General features: G+C 60.8%; 11 protein-coding genes and 1 tRNA gene. 8 read left to right on the top strand and 4 right to left on the bottom strand.

Features of this window, described 5'->3' with window-relative positions; genetic code table 11:
* Nucleotides 1-25 precede the first annotated feature (25 nt).
* Genes A3AC_RS0119630 through A3AC_RS0119610 form a run of 5 tightly spaced genes read left to right on the top strand, consistent with a single transcriptional unit; the run spans nt 26 to nt 4,217 of the window.
* The gene (locus A3AC_RS0119630; RefSeq protein WP_025600946.1) at nt 26-847 is read left to right on the top strand and encodes a GntR family transcriptional regulator; all 822 of its coding nucleotides are present in this window, start codon (nt 26-28) and stop codon (nt 845-847) included.
* Complete coding sequence (locus A3AC_RS0119625) at nt 844-2,583, top strand: fumarate reductase/succinate dehydrogenase flavoprotein subunit (protein ID WP_025600945.1); 1,740 nt, start codon at nt 844-846, stop codon at nt 2,581-2,583. Before A3AC_RS0119630 ends, A3AC_RS0119625 begins: the two co-directional genes overlap by 4 nt.
* 12 nt (nt 2,584-2,595) lie before the next feature.
* On the top strand, nt 2,596-2,889 hold the full coding sequence (locus A3AC_RS29360; RefSeq protein WP_025600944.1) for a 4Fe-4S dicluster domain-containing protein: 294 nt from the start codon (nt 2,596-2,598) through the stop codon (nt 2,887-2,889).
* 39 nt (nt 2,890-2,928) lie between these two features.
* Nucleotides 2,929-3,933, top strand: coding sequence for a HEAT repeat domain-containing protein (locus A3AC_RS0119615; RefSeq protein ID WP_025600943.1), 1,005 nt, complete (start codon nt 2,929-2,931; stop codon nt 3,931-3,933).
* Complete coding sequence (locus A3AC_RS0119610) at nt 3,930-4,217, top strand: gamma-butyrobetaine hydroxylase-like domain-containing protein (protein WP_025600942.1); 288 nt, start codon at nt 3,930-3,932, stop codon at nt 4,215-4,217. Before A3AC_RS0119615 ends, A3AC_RS0119610 begins: the two co-directional genes overlap by 4 nt.
* A 387-nt stretch (nt 4,218-4,604) precedes the next feature.
* On the opposite strand, the gene A3AC_RS0119605 is transcribed toward A3AC_RS0119610, so the two are convergent.
* Both A3AC_RS0119605 and A3AC_RS0119595 read right to left on the bottom strand, forming a co-directional pair.
* The gene (locus A3AC_RS0119605; RefSeq protein ID WP_025600941.1) at nt 4,605-5,207 is read right to left on the bottom strand and encodes a TetR/AcrR family transcriptional regulator; all 603 of its coding nucleotides are present in this window, start codon (nt 5,205-5,207) and stop codon (nt 4,605-4,607) included.
* Between the two features lie 1,006 nt (nt 5,208-6,213).
* On the bottom strand, nt 6,214-6,876 hold the full coding sequence (locus tag A3AC_RS0119595) for a DUF3313 domain-containing protein (protein ID WP_025600939.1): 663 nt from the start codon (nt 6,874-6,876) through the stop codon (nt 6,214-6,216).
* A gap of 365 nt (nt 6,877-7,241) precedes the next feature.
* Here A3AC_RS0119595 and A3AC_RS0119590 point away from each other — a divergent pair, with 365 nt between their 5' ends.
* From A3AC_RS0119590 to A3AC_RS0119580, 3 genes are read left to right on the top strand one after another with little or no spacing between them, the layout of a single operon-like run.
* Nucleotides 7,242-8,510: a paraquat-inducible protein A gene (locus A3AC_RS0119590; RefSeq protein WP_025600938.1), complete on the top strand. Its 1,269-nt coding sequence runs from the start codon at nt 7,242-7,244 to the stop codon at nt 8,508-8,510.
* 1 nt (nt 8,511) lies between these two features.
* Nucleotides 8,512-10,131 carry an MlaD family protein gene (locus A3AC_RS0119585; protein WP_025600937.1) on the top strand — a complete coding sequence of 540 codons (1,620 nt, stop codon included), beginning with the start codon at nt 8,512-8,514 and terminating at the stop codon, nt 10,129-10,131.
* Entirely contained in the window at nt 10,128-10,712 is a 585-nt protein-coding gene (locus A3AC_RS0119580) for a PqiC family protein (protein ID WP_025600936.1), read from the top strand. Before A3AC_RS0119585 ends, A3AC_RS0119580 begins: the two co-directional genes overlap by 4 nt.
* A 94-nt stretch (nt 10,713-10,806) precedes the next feature.
* On the opposite strand, the gene A3AC_RS0119575 is transcribed toward A3AC_RS0119580, so the two are convergent.
* Both A3AC_RS0119575 and A3AC_RS0119570 read right to left on the bottom strand, forming a co-directional pair.
* Nucleotides 10,807-10,900: transfer RNA gene (locus A3AC_RS0119575), tRNA-Ser, on the bottom strand.
* Between the two features lie 187 nt (nt 10,901-11,087).
* The gene (locus tag A3AC_RS0119570; protein WP_025600935.1) at nt 11,088-12,338 is read right to left on the bottom strand and encodes an aspartate kinase; all 1,251 of its coding nucleotides are present in this window, start codon (nt 12,336-12,338) and stop codon (nt 11,088-11,090) included.
* Nucleotides 12,339-12,747 lie beyond the last annotated feature (409 nt).

Here is a 12,747-nt window from a genome sequence, read left to right as displayed (position 1 = left end):
CGTCTTGTCATAACAAGTTTGAGCGATGTCGAAAACGACTCTCGTACCGGTAGCCGCCGATATCTCCGGCGCATCGGTCTCCCCTCTTCCGCTGTACGCACAGATCAAGGACGCGCTGCGCGAACGCATTCTCGACGGCACGTATGCGCCGCATACGCAGATGCCGTCCGAACACGACCTATGCCGCAGGTTCGGCGTGAGCCGCATCACCGTACGCCAGGCGCTGGGCGATCTGCAGAAGGAGGGCCTGCTGTTCAGGCTGCATGGCAAGGGCACATTCGTTTCCAAGCCCAAGGCATTCCAGAATGTCACCTCGCTGCAGGGCTTCGCGGAAGCCATGTCGTCGATGGGCTATGAAATCGTGAACCAGCTGCGCAGTTTCAGAACCGTGGAAGCCGGACGCCACGTCGCCGCGCGCCTGAACCTTGCCGAAGGTACGCCTGTCACGGAGATTCATCGGGTACGGCTGCTCAATCGCGAGCCCGTATCGCTCGAACTGACGTGGGTGCCCGAAGCGCTCGGCCGGCGCCTTGCAAACGCCGACCTCGCGACGCGCGACATCTTCCTGATTCTCGAAAACGACTGTGGGCTGCCGCTAGGTCACGCCGACGTTTCCATCGACGCAGTTCTCGCCGATGACGACATCGTCGACGCTTTACGTGTCGAGGAAGGCAGCCCCGTGTTGCGTATCGAGCGTCTTACGCACGACGCGTCGGGGCAGCCGGTCGATTTCGAATACCTGTACTTTCGCGGCGACGCCTTCCAATACAGGTTGCGTGTGGACCGCGAGAAAGATCCGCGGCAAGACCCCCAAAAAACCCGCAGGAAAGCAACGGAGGCTCCATGAATACGCATGTACTCGACTACGACGTCGTGGTGGTCGGCGGCGGCACGGCAGGGCCGATGGCGGCCGTCAAGGCGAAGGAGCGCGATCCGTCTTTGAAGGTATTGCTGCTCGAGAAGGCCAACGTGAAGCGCAGCGGCGCCATCTCCATGGGCATGGACGGGCTGAACAACGCGGTGATTCCCGGCCACGCGACGCCCGAGCAGTACACACGCGAAATCACCATCGCGAACGACGGCATCGTGGATCAGGAAGCCGTGTATGCATACGCACGCCATAGCTTCACGACCATCGAGGAACTGGACCGCTGGGGCGTCAAGTTCGAAAAAGACGGCAACGGAGACTACGCAGTCAAGAAAGTGCATCACATGGGTTCGTATGTGCTGCCGATGCCCGAAGGCCACGACATCAAGAAAGTGCTGTACAGGCAGCTCAAACGCGCACGCGTGGCGATCACAAACCGCATTGTGGCGACGCGCCTATTGACCGATGCGCAGGGACGCGTATGCGGCGTGCTCGGCTTCGATTGCCGCACCGCCGACTTTTACGTGGTGCGCGCGAAGGCCGTCGTGCTCAGTTGCGGTGCAGCCGGAAGGCTCGGCCTGCCCGCGTCGGGCTATCTGATGGGCACCTACGAGAACCCGACCAATGCCGGCGACGGCTACGCAATGGCGTATCACGCCGGCGCTGCACTCGCGAATCTGGAATGCTTCCAGATCAATCCGCTCATCAAGGACTACAACGGCCCGGCCTGTGCGTATGTCACCGGCCCGCTCGGCGGCTTCACCGCGAATGGCAAGGGCGAGCGCTTCATAGAATGCGATTACTGGAGCGGTCAGATGATGTGGGAGTTCTACCAGGAACTGCAAAGCGGCAACGGCCCTGTGTTTCTGAAGCTCGATCACCTTGCGGAAGAGACCATTCAGACGATCGAACAGATTCTGCATACCAACGAGCGCCCGAGCCGCGGGCGCTTTCATGAAGGACGTGGCACCGACTACCGCAGCCAGATGATCGAGATGCACATTTCGGAAATCGGCTTTTGCAGCGGGCACAGCGCGTCGGGGGTGTATGTTAACGCGCGCGCGGAGACCACGGTGCCGGGCCTTTACGCCGCCGGAGACATGGCGGCGGTGCCGCACAACTACATGCTCGGCGCCTTCACCTATGGATGGTTCGCCGGGCATAACGCGGCGGAGTACGTGGCGGGCCGCGACCATGCAGCCGTCGACCAGGAACAGGTTCACGCCGAGCGAACGCGCATTTATGCACCGCTCGAGCGCGAGCACGGCCTCGCGCCCGCGCAGGTCGAATACAAGCTGCGCCGCATGGTGAACGATTACCTTCAACCACCTAAGGTCACACGCAAGATGGAAATCGGCCTCCAACGCTTTGCCGAAATAACCGAGGATATCGAATCAATATCTGCCGCGAATCCGCACGAGTTGATGCGGGCCGCCGAAGTCCGCGCGATACGCGATTGCGCGGAAATGGCGGCACGTGCGTCGCTGTTTCGCACCGAAAGCCGCTGGGGGCTCTATCACCATCGCGTGGACTATCCGCAGCGCGACGACGCTCAATGGTTCTGTCATACGCATTTGCGCAAGGACGCCAATGGCCGAATGACGAGCGAAAAGCGCGCGGTCGAACCGTATATCGTCGCGCTCGATGAGAACGATCGAGATGCCTATCGCAACCTGCGGATCGGCGAGCCCGCGCTCGACGCCGCCACAGCCTGACGGAGCATGCTTATGTCCTCGCCAACGTCCCTTACGTCCTCGGTCTCTTCCACTTCCTCCGCGCCTTTTACGCCGCACGACATTTATCAGCGCAGCTCAGCGCCAGTGACGATCGACGAAAGCAGGTGCATTGCCGAAAAAGGCTGCACGGTATGCGTCGACGTGTGCCCGCTGGATCTGCTCGCGATCGACATGAAGAAAGGCAAGGCCTACATGCAGTTCGACGAGTGCTGGTACTGCATGCCATGCGAACAGGATTGTCCGACGGGCGCAGTGAAAGTGTCCATTCCGTATCTTCTGCGTTAATCGCTGCACGAAATTTCTCTTCTCCATCCACGTCTGCCCATGTCCTATTCGATCGATCCGAGCACTTCATTTGATGCCGCTCCAGCAGAAGCCGCCGCCCTTCTGTCCCGTCTCGCCTCCGACGACGCCGTCGTGCGCCGGATCGCGCTAATCGGTCTGGCCGATCTCGAGGATGCGTGCGTTATCGAGTCGATTGTCACGGCGCTGCGAAACGATGCGTCGTCTGAAGTGCGCAGCGAGGCCGCGCGACTGCTTGCTTCATGGGAACGCAGCGATGTGGTCGACGCACTGTGCGGCGCGCTGCTCGATCAGCACGATGCCGTGCGCGCGAGTGCTGCGCAGAGCCTTTCACAACTCAAGCAGGCGTCTTCGGGAGTCATTCTGCTCGAGTGGCTCGAGCACCCGGACTCGTTCGTGCGCGCCGCGTTGTTACGCGCCTTGCGCGAACTGCGCGTGCCCGAGGCGCTCACGCCCGCATTGCAGGCGCTCGCCGACGCGGACGCCAACGTGCGGGGCGAAGCTGTCGGCGTGTTGGGATGGCTGAAGAATCCGGTTGCGCTCGACTCGCTGGCTTCGCTCGCGACGTGCGACCCCGATGCGTCGATCCGGCGTGCCGCGACAGCGGCGCTCGGCTTTGCGCCGCCCACGCATCGCGAGACCACGGCGGCGTTGCTCGGCGCCTTGCACGACGACGCGTGGCAGGTGCGCGAAGAAGCCGCCACGACGCTCGGCAAACTGCGCGTCGCCGAGTCGCGCGATGCGCTGGAGAATGCGCTCGATGACGCGTACTGGCAAGTGCGATTGCGTGCGCTGCGCGCGCTCGGACAAATCGGCGAGGCTGCCAGCGCACCGCAAATCGCAACGCTGCTCTCGCATTCGATCAGCAACGTGCGCAAGGAGGCGGCGCTGGCGCTCGGGGAAGTCGGCCGCATCGACGACGTGCGGATACTGGCCGCGCTCGATGCGGCGCAAGCTGACGGCGACCCTGAAGTGCGCAAGGCAGTAAGGATTGCGTTGCGGCAAATTGCAGAGCGTCGGCCATGAGCGTCCCCGATCACGTTGCGATCGATTCAGCCAGCGCGAGCCTGTCGATGCGCTGGCCAGACGGTTTTGCCGCGCAATTGCCGTTTGCCGCGCTGCGCTCGGCCTGCATGTGCGCGCAGTGTCGCAAGCGCAAGCTTGACGAACTTTTACCGCTCTCATCACCCGGTGTGAAGCTGCTCGACGTACGGCCGTGGGGCTATGGCCTGCAACTCGTGTTCGACGACGGGCACGAGCGCGGGATTTTTCCGTGGGTTTATCTGGAGCGGCTGGCGAAGGGCGAGTGAAAATCGGCAATGAGTGAAAGGCGCTTCTCGAAGGCCAACCGATTCCGTGTGGCGCCGGCGCTCATGTTGCCTCGCTGAACCGAAGGCACGGTCAATAACGTTATGGGCATTGATGGCCCCTCGGTTCTGTGCAGGGCCGGGCAGGTCGGTTGCCCGCCTACAAGTGATTCGCGGGGCTTGGAGTCGCGTGAGTGCAAACAGACGGCCACGGGCGGCCGGGCGTTACTCCGGCTGCTATGCGCGCGCCACTGTGTCGGGCGATTTCTCCGACCGTACGCTGGCGAGTGACGCGTACCTTCACACCTGCAAGGCAGGCACCCGTGGGGTGTCTATTGTGCGCCGTTTTTGCCGGGCATGGCGACTGTGAATTGCGCTCGCATCAACATCTCACGCGCCGGAGCGCTTCTTCGCCCGGGGCTTTGCGGTCACAGTTTTCCATGCGTCGTCATCGAGCAACGTGTCAAACAGCCGGTCACGGTCTTTCCGGCTCAGTGAAGACATGCCAAGTAACGTCGAATACGCAAGGCCGCTCGCGGCCAACAGACGAATCAATGAAAAGTCACGATTCGACGCCTCTGCTTCAATGTTCTTCAACGTTTCTTGATCGATTGCCCGAAGACGTTCCAGAAGGTCCGGATTCGGGCTTGCAATCAGTGTTGCAAGGACAGCGCGTGCAACAGAATGAGGCTGATTGGCCGACTCGCGGTAAATCGCAATCTGGGCGGACAGTGTCTGTTCCGCCTTTGATGAGCCTTCTTTAGCGAGGTATTTCTTTGCGACCTGCTCGAAATGAAGGCGATGATGTTCAGCTAGCGCCTCGAGAATTCCGTTCTTGGTGTGAAACTGATGCAACAGGCCGCCCTTGCTGATCCCGCTTTCACGCGCCAATGCATCGAATGTCAAACCGCCGACGCCGTCACGAGCAAGTATAGCCAGTGCCGCTTCGATTGCTTTCTTCCGGGTTATTTCCGAACGAGTGTGATTGTCCATTTCTATTTAACATGATGTCCGTAACGCATGGCCCGAGCGAATGACGCGCTTCGCCAACTGCCTCCCGCCTGTGCGTTGCGCGAGTGGTGCGGTCTCGTCCCCGACTCAGGTGGAACGGACACCTCGGGGTTGAACGGGACATCGGCCATGAAGACGGCATTCTACGATACTTCCACGCACAGAATCCGACCGTCCAGACGGTTTACCGAGGTGTTTTCCCATGATATTCTCCGACCTTGACCCGATACGGGCGACGCCAACCCACCCATGACCACTGCCAGATTACGTCATGCATCGGATGAGTAACATCGGACGGCGCCGGAAGCCGGCAACCGGAGTTTGTGCGCCTGCCATTGCGGGTGCCACGCCGCGGCTGGCGGTCCGGATCGCGAAGGCGGTCCGCCGCCTGTTCGCCATTCTCCACGATGTAGTGACCGGTCGACTGTGACGGAACACGTCATCGATGTCCTGGCCGGCTCTCCCCGGGAGAGGACCGATTTGATCTTCATTGCTCGTCTTCGTCGGCATTAGCGCCGATGCACCGATCGCCAGTACCGGCTTCATTCGGAAAGCATGGCAAGCGATCGACGCAATCATCATGGGCCGCAAGCCTTCATACCCTTTCCGATACGCGGACCGGCTCGCTGGATATCAACGAACCGCCGCGTTATCGTGAAGCGGTATGAACACCTGAATGGACACCGACGACGAACGCGATGTAGATAAGAGCACAGAAGACTCCGGCCAACGTGCCCAACACATCCCTCGCGACTGCACCGCGTCGGAAATGGACGGGGATCCCTACCAGCACATAGCCGATCGCAAACACCACGGCCGCCATCAAAGGCGCAGGGACACAAGAGACAACCAGGTCGACCAGAGCGGGCATGCGCAACCTTCGGAGACGTTCAGAGCAGCCGCGATCAGCGCGGCGAGTTCCGGCGACTTATACGATGTACGCACGCCGCGCCAGAGAGCTGCGGCCGACGCAACGCCGCGAGTCTTTCTAGTGAAACTGGGCGACCAGTGCGGCAGCGCCCTTGTCGAGGCCAGTCTTTGCAGCACCGAGTGACCCGAACGCGGCCGGCAGATTCATCGCATTCGGATACTGCTTGGAAACATAGGCCTTCAGCAGGCGCCCGTTACTGCTGTCATAGATCTCAACCGCGTAGGAAACCGAGCCGCTGAACGCCCCTTGGCCGCCGCGAACTGCCTGCACGCCGTTGTAGAGATTGCCCGCCAGATCGAAATGCATGAATTGCCCGACCAGTGGCTTTGTCTTTTCAGCACCGGTCAATGTCAGCTTGACGCGCAGCGTGTCAGGCCCTGGCTGCCTCGCGAGCTGGAAGCGTGTTGCCAGTTCTTTGGAGAACGTTTTCCCCATGTAGCCGGCAAGCTCGTCCCGGTCGGCGCTCTTTATGTCGCCGAACTGGTTGTCAGTCCCCTGATACACGACGACCGGGTCGAGCAAAACCTGCGTGTATCGCGACCAGATCACAGGCGAAGCGTACTTGTAGGGCACCTTGCGTGAATCGTCATCGCGGTTCTGTTGCAGCTGCGAGGAAGATGAAATGCCCGTGTAGGGGACCGGCTGCACACCGGCGCACGCAGCCAGGGTTAGCACCGCCGCAGCGGTGAGAAGAAGCGGGACGACGTTTTTGTTGAACACTTGGCATTCCTTGATGAGCAATTGGAGGTGGGAGAGGCCCGGTGTTCCGGGCGGAACCGATGAGACCGGACAGTAGCACCGTTTTTATTCTTTGTAAACCGTCCAGCCGGTTTGTACGTGGACGGCGCACTGCAATTTCACTGCCCTGCTCCGCGAGCCTCAACGCCCGCACCGCGCGTGCCGCGCCGTATGGCGCTTGTGCGGTGAATATCGCTAGAAAGAGCCGCATCCGCGCAGTACGTTTAACGCACAAACAAACCGTCTGTCCGGTTTACACCCTGGCATTGCAGTGTTAGTCTGCCGCCTTGTATCAGCCGTCCATAGTGTGTTGCGGTGTGTTGCGCACGAGAACCCGGATATCAGAGATGAACGAAGCCAAACTTGTCGCGTGTCATGACTGTGACCTGCTCCAGCGGAAGGCCCCGCTATCGGGAGGCGGCGTTGCGCGCTGCCGGCGTTGCAGTGCGGTCCTCTACCGGAGCTGGCCTGCAACGTACGACCGCGCACTCGCACTCATATTGGCTGCCGCTGTTCTGTTTGTAGTCGCCAACTGCTTTTCTGTCGTCGGACTTCAGGTCCAGGGCACATTGGTCGAGACGACGCTGTTCGGAGCGGTCTCAGCGCTATGGGGCGACGGCATGTGGCCTTTGGCAGGCCTTGTCTTCGTGACGACTATCGTGATGCCATCGCTGAACATCCTGGCAATAATCTGTCTGCTTTTGCCGCTACATACAGGCCGGTTGCCGCAGCGCCCCGAGCTCATTTTGCGTGTGCTCAGGCACGTTGCACCTTGGGGCATGATCGAAGTGCTCATGCTCGCCATGCTGGTCGCACTCGTCAAACTGGAACATCTCGCGACCGTTGTGCCCGGTGTCGCTCTGTGGGCATTCGGCGCGGTGATGGTGCTGGTCACCGCAGCGAATGCTTCCTTCAATGCGACGGATATCTGGGCACCTCTCGATAGCGTGCCGGACGTCAACGCTGCGCCGGGGGCGCCTGAGGAAAGTGCGGCGGCCCCGACTGCGGCCCGCGCCGGTCTGTTCGTGTGTCATGACTGCAGCCTGGTGTCAAAGCCGCTTGCACACGCGCATGGCGGCATCTGCCCGCGCTGCGGCGCGGTATTACATCTGCGCAAACCATCCAGTCTGCCACGCACCTGGGCGTTCCTGCTGGCTGCGATGGTCCTCTACATTCCAGCCGTTCTTCTGCCGGTCATGGTCACGAATACCGTGTTCGATACCCAGTCGGACACGATCCTGAGCGGCGTGGTCTTTCTCTGGAACTCCGGGTCGTGGGCGCTTGCCGTTATCGTTTTCATTGCCAGCATCGTCGTGCCGATGCTCAAGATCCTGGCCCTTGCGTATCTCGCCTGGAGCACGCAGTTACGCTCGCCTGTCATCCCTCGCAAACGAACGCGTATCTACCGTTTTCTGGACCTTGTCGGCCGCTGGTCGATGCTCGATATCTACGTCATTACGATCCTGGTTGCGCTGGTCCAGTTCGGATCGGTTGCGACGATCGACGCAGGCCCGGGGGCTATTGCATTTGGATCAGTAGTCGTACTGACCATGTTCGCGGCATTGTCGTTCGATCCGCGGCTCATATGGGACCCAGTGGAGTTGGAAGTTGAATAAATTGTCCGGGCAGAAAGAGAACGCTGAGGCGGCCGGCTTTCCGGCAGCGGTAACTGTGAAACCGTCGAGGTGGCGCGTGCAGGCCGTGTGGCTCGTGCCGCTCGTCGCAATCCTGATTGCAGGCGGGCTCGCCGTGCAGTCGATCATGCAGAAGGGCCCAACCATCACCATCAGCTTTGCCACAGGAGAAGGCATCGAGGCTGGCAAGACGAAGATCAAGTTCAAGAACGTCGACGTTGGCGTGATCAAAAGTCTCGCATTGTCCGACGATCGTAAGACCGTGCTTGCCAGTGCTGAGATGTCGCGCGGCGCCGCCAGCATGCTCGTCGGCGATACCCGCTTCTGGGTCGTTCGGCCGCGCATTTCCGGAGGAACGGTGTCGGGTATCGGCACATTGCTGTCCGGCTCTCACATCGGTATGGACATCGGCACATCGCGACAGGCACGGCGCGATTTCGTCGGGCTCGAGTCGCCACCGGTGCTCTCCTCGGGCGCACCGGGGCGGGAGTTCGTGCTGAAGAGCAGCAACATCGGCTCGCTCGACATAGGCTCACCGATCTTTTTCCGACGGCTGCAGGTCGGCCAGGTCGTCTCGTATGCACTTGATCCTGACGGCGCAGGTATGACGATACATGTCTTTATCAATGCGCCCTACGATAGGTACGTGACAAACGACACCCGTTTCTGGCACGCAAGCGGCGTGGACGTGACGCTGGACACAAGCGGTGTGAAGATCGATACGGAATCCATGGTGTCGATCCTGATCGGCGGTCTCGCATTCGAGAACCCGCCGCAGACGAGCGCGACAACCGAAGCGAATGCGCTTCACCGGTATGAACTTTTCGCTGCTCGCGCCGAGGCGATGAAGCCGCATGATGCGATCGTCGACAAATACGTGCTGGACTTCAAGGAGTCGGTGCGCGGACTGGCTGTCGGCGCACCTGTGGACTTCCGGGGCATCGTCATTGGCGAGGTAACGGCGATCCACGCACACTTCGACCCGGTTACCCGGGAATTCAGTATGCCTGTCGACGTGAACATATATCCTGAACGCCTGATCTCGCGAGACAACTGGCAAGGCGATCGGGGCAATACCGAACAGGAGCGAAGGCAGTTTGCGGACTATCTGGTCGCGAAAGGGATGCGGGCGCAACTGAGAACAGGGAGCCTTCTTACCGGACAACTGTATATCGCGATCGACTTCTTCCCCAGCGCGCCGAAAGCGGCAGTGGACTGGAGCAGCAAGACGCCCCGGCTACCGACGGTGCCGGGCAATCTGCAGGGCTTGCAGGAATCTATTACAAGCCTGGTGGCGAAGCTCAATGCGATTCCGTTTGATGGCATCAGCAAGGACCTGCGCAAAACACTCAGCGACGCGGACACGCTGCTTACTACCGTCAATACCGACATTGCCCCTGATGCGAAGGCAACGTTGGCCGCAGCCCGGGAGGCACTCACGTCGGTGAACCGCACGTTGCAAAGCGACTCTCCATTGCAGCAGAGCACTGCCGACGCCATGCATGAGGTGTCGCAGGCGGCGGTCTCGATCCGCACGCTGGCTGAATATCTCGAACGTCATCCGGAAGCGTTGATCCGCGGCAAGACCGGGGACAAACCATGAGGCCGCCTTCAGCACTGGCTCTGGCGATGACCGTGTCGGCCCTGTTTGCAGGGTGCGCCACGTCGCCGACGTCCAGGTTCTACACGTTGAGTCCTGTTCAGATGGCGGCCCCGCGCCCGGGCACCGAACCGCTCATGATCGCGATCGGTCCGGTGACGGTTCCGGGCCTGGTCGACAGGCCACAGATCGTTTCCACAATCGATGCGAACCGTGTGACTATCGATGAGTTCGCACGCTGGGCCGATCCCCTTAAGAGCCAGATCGCACGTGCGCTCGCGGCGGATCTCACCCAGCTCATCCCCGGTTCGATCGTGTCGGTCTATCCACAGCGTGTGAGCGACGGCGCATACATGGTATCGGTGGACGTACAGAGCTTCGATTCGTCGGCGAGCGGTTCCGTGACGCTCGCAGTGATCTGGTCAGTACGCCCGCCGAAGGGAAATGCGGTTGACGGACGCGCAGTGGTCCACGAGGCGGCAAGCGGGCCTGGCTACGACGCGCTGGTCAGTGCATACAGTCGGGCCCTTGCGTCAGTGGCAAACGAGATTGCCGCAGCGACGCAACCCGCTATGACGCAGTGAACGGACACGCATGCTATTAGATGGTCGATTTGTAGGTCGCCAAAAAACAAAAACCCCGTAAGTCTTCAAACTTACGGGGTTTCGCCACCATCACTGGCGGAGACGGAGGGATTCGAACCCTCGATCCAGGTTTTGGCCCAGATGCTCCCTTAGCAGGGGAGTGCCTTCGACCTCTCGGCCACGTCTCCCAAACTTTCGCTCGCGCAGGGAGTCAGCGCGACGAAGCCAAGATAATAGCGGGCCGAACCGCCAAGGTCAATGTCTGACGAACGATTTTTGTGCCAATTTCGTCATTCACGGAGATTTTTTCACCCGGGAGCACGAGAGCACATCGACGAACGGAACGCTCCGGTGCGCCCCGCCGTTTGCCGCGAATTACGCCTGATCCAGTTCGAAAGCCTTATGTAGCGCGCGCACTGCGAGCTCCATGTATTTCTCGTCGATCAGCACCGAAATCTTGATTTCGGAGGTCGAGATCATCTGGATGTTGATGCCCTCTTCCGACAGCGTGCGGAACATCGTGCTCGCGATGCCCACGTGCGAACGCATGCCCACGCCCACCACCGAAACCTTCGACACCTTCGGATCGCCCAGCACCTGTTCCGCCTGGACGTGCCCCTTCACCTGGTTCGTGAGGATGTCCATAGCGCGCTGGTAATCGCCGCGACCCACGGTGAACGTGAAAGCCGTTTTGCCTTCCACGCTCTGGTTCTGGATGATCATGTCCACGTCGATATTCGCGTCCGCCACCGGGCCGAGAATCTGATACGCGATGCCCGGCTTGTCGGGCACACCCATCACGGCGATGCGAGCTTCGTCGCGCTGAAACGCGATGCCCGAGATGACTGCTTTTTCCATGGTCTCGTCTTCTTCAAAAGTAATCAGGGTGCCCGACTTCATTTCAGTGTCGAGCGGGATGAGCGGATCGGTCAGGCTCGACAGCACGCGCGTCTTGACCTGATATTTGCCGGCGAATTCCACCGAGCGGATCTGCAGCACCTTCGAACCCAGGCTTGCCATTTCCAGCATTTCTTCGAACGTCACGCGATCGAGCCGGCGCGCCTCTTCCACGACGCGCGGGTCGGTCGTGTATACGCCGTCGACGTCCGTGTAGATCAGGCACTCGTCGGCCTTCAACGCGGCCGCGACCGCGACCGCCGAGGTGTCCGAGCCGCCGCGGCCGAGCGTGGTGATGTTGCCGTCAGGGTCGATACCCTGGAAGCCCGTGATCACCACGACCTTGCCCGCGTCGAGATCGCGAAGCACGCGCTCGCCGTCGATTTCGCTAATGCGCGCTTTGGTGAACGCACTATCCGTCTTGACCGGCACTTGCCAGCCGGCGTAGCTGACCGCCTCGACGCCGGCTTCCTGCAGCGCGATGGCGAGGAGCCCCGAGCTGACCTGTTCGCCGGTTGCGGCGATCATGTCGAGTTCGCGCGGGCTCGGCTGGGTCGTGATCTCTTTCGCGAGGCCGAGCAGGCGGTTGGTCTCGCCGGACATTGCCGACGGCACGACGACCATCTTGTGACCGGCCTTGTGCCATTTCGCGACGCGCCTGGCGACGTTTTTGATGCGCTCGACCGAGCCCATCGAGGTGCCGCCGTATTTATGTACGATGAGTGCCATTGTCGTTCTGAACTGAAGGAGAAACCGCGCTGGCGCGCTCGCGACGACCGCACAAAAGCACAGGGGCGCAACGTCTCGTGAACGGCGGCAAAGTGTGTGACGGCGTAGATGCAGCGCGCGTGCAACACGCGCGGATTTGCCCGTGATTGATCGCTAATGGCTTACCGGGAAATTCGGATCACGATCGGAAAACCGACACAAGCGACGGCAAAAGCGGGTCGGGCAAACAAGTTAACGTACCCGATCGGACGCAAAAAGACAAGCCGCAAAGGCCGTGGCGGCGCCTTGAGATATGTGTGCAAAGCCTTGCCGCGCGTGAGCTGGCGCTGCATATTCACCCCATATTCACCGAGTCTTTATGCAGTTCGCTCGCGCCCTATTTGGCGCAATGCCATGCTGACCGCAGGGC

It is taken from the genome of Burkholderia sp. WSM2230 (assembly GCF_000472445.1).
Classification (GTDB): Bacteria; Pseudomonadota; Gammaproteobacteria; order Burkholderiales; family Burkholderiaceae; genus Paraburkholderia.
This window is presented reverse-complemented; position numbering and strand designations above follow the sequence as displayed.

Coding starts and splice junctions, on each gene's coding strand:
- A3AC_RS0119605 (WP_025600941.1), bottom strand. CDS start 5,207: ATGGACAATCACACTCGTTCGGAAATAACCCGGAAGAAAGCAATCGAA.
- A3AC_RS0119580 (WP_025600936.1), top strand. CDS start 10,128: ATGAGGCCGCCTTCAGCACTGGCTCTGGCGATGACCGTGTCGGCCCTG.
- A3AC_RS0119615 (WP_025600943.1), top strand. CDS start 2,929: ATGTCCTATTCGATCGATCCGAGCACTTCATTTGATGCCGCTCCAGCA.
- A3AC_RS0119630 (WP_025600946.1), top strand. CDS start 26: ATGTCGAAAACGACTCTCGTACCGGTAGCCGCCGATATCTCCGGCGCA.
- A3AC_RS0119570 (WP_025600935.1), bottom strand. CDS start 12,338: ATGGCACTCATCGTACATAAATACGGCGGCACCTCGATGGGCTCGGTC.
- A3AC_RS29360 (WP_025600944.1), top strand. CDS start 2,596: ATGTCCTCGCCAACGTCCCTTACGTCCTCGGTCTCTTCCACTTCCTCC.
- A3AC_RS0119610 (WP_025600942.1), top strand. CDS start 3,930: ATGAGCGTCCCCGATCACGTTGCGATCGATTCAGCCAGCGCGAGCCTG.
- A3AC_RS0119590 (WP_025600938.1), top strand. CDS start 7,242: ATGAACGAAGCCAAACTTGTCGCGTGTCATGACTGTGACCTGCTCCAG.
- A3AC_RS0119625 (WP_025600945.1), top strand. CDS start 844: ATGAATACGCATGTACTCGACTACGACGTCGTGGTGGTCGGCGGCGGC.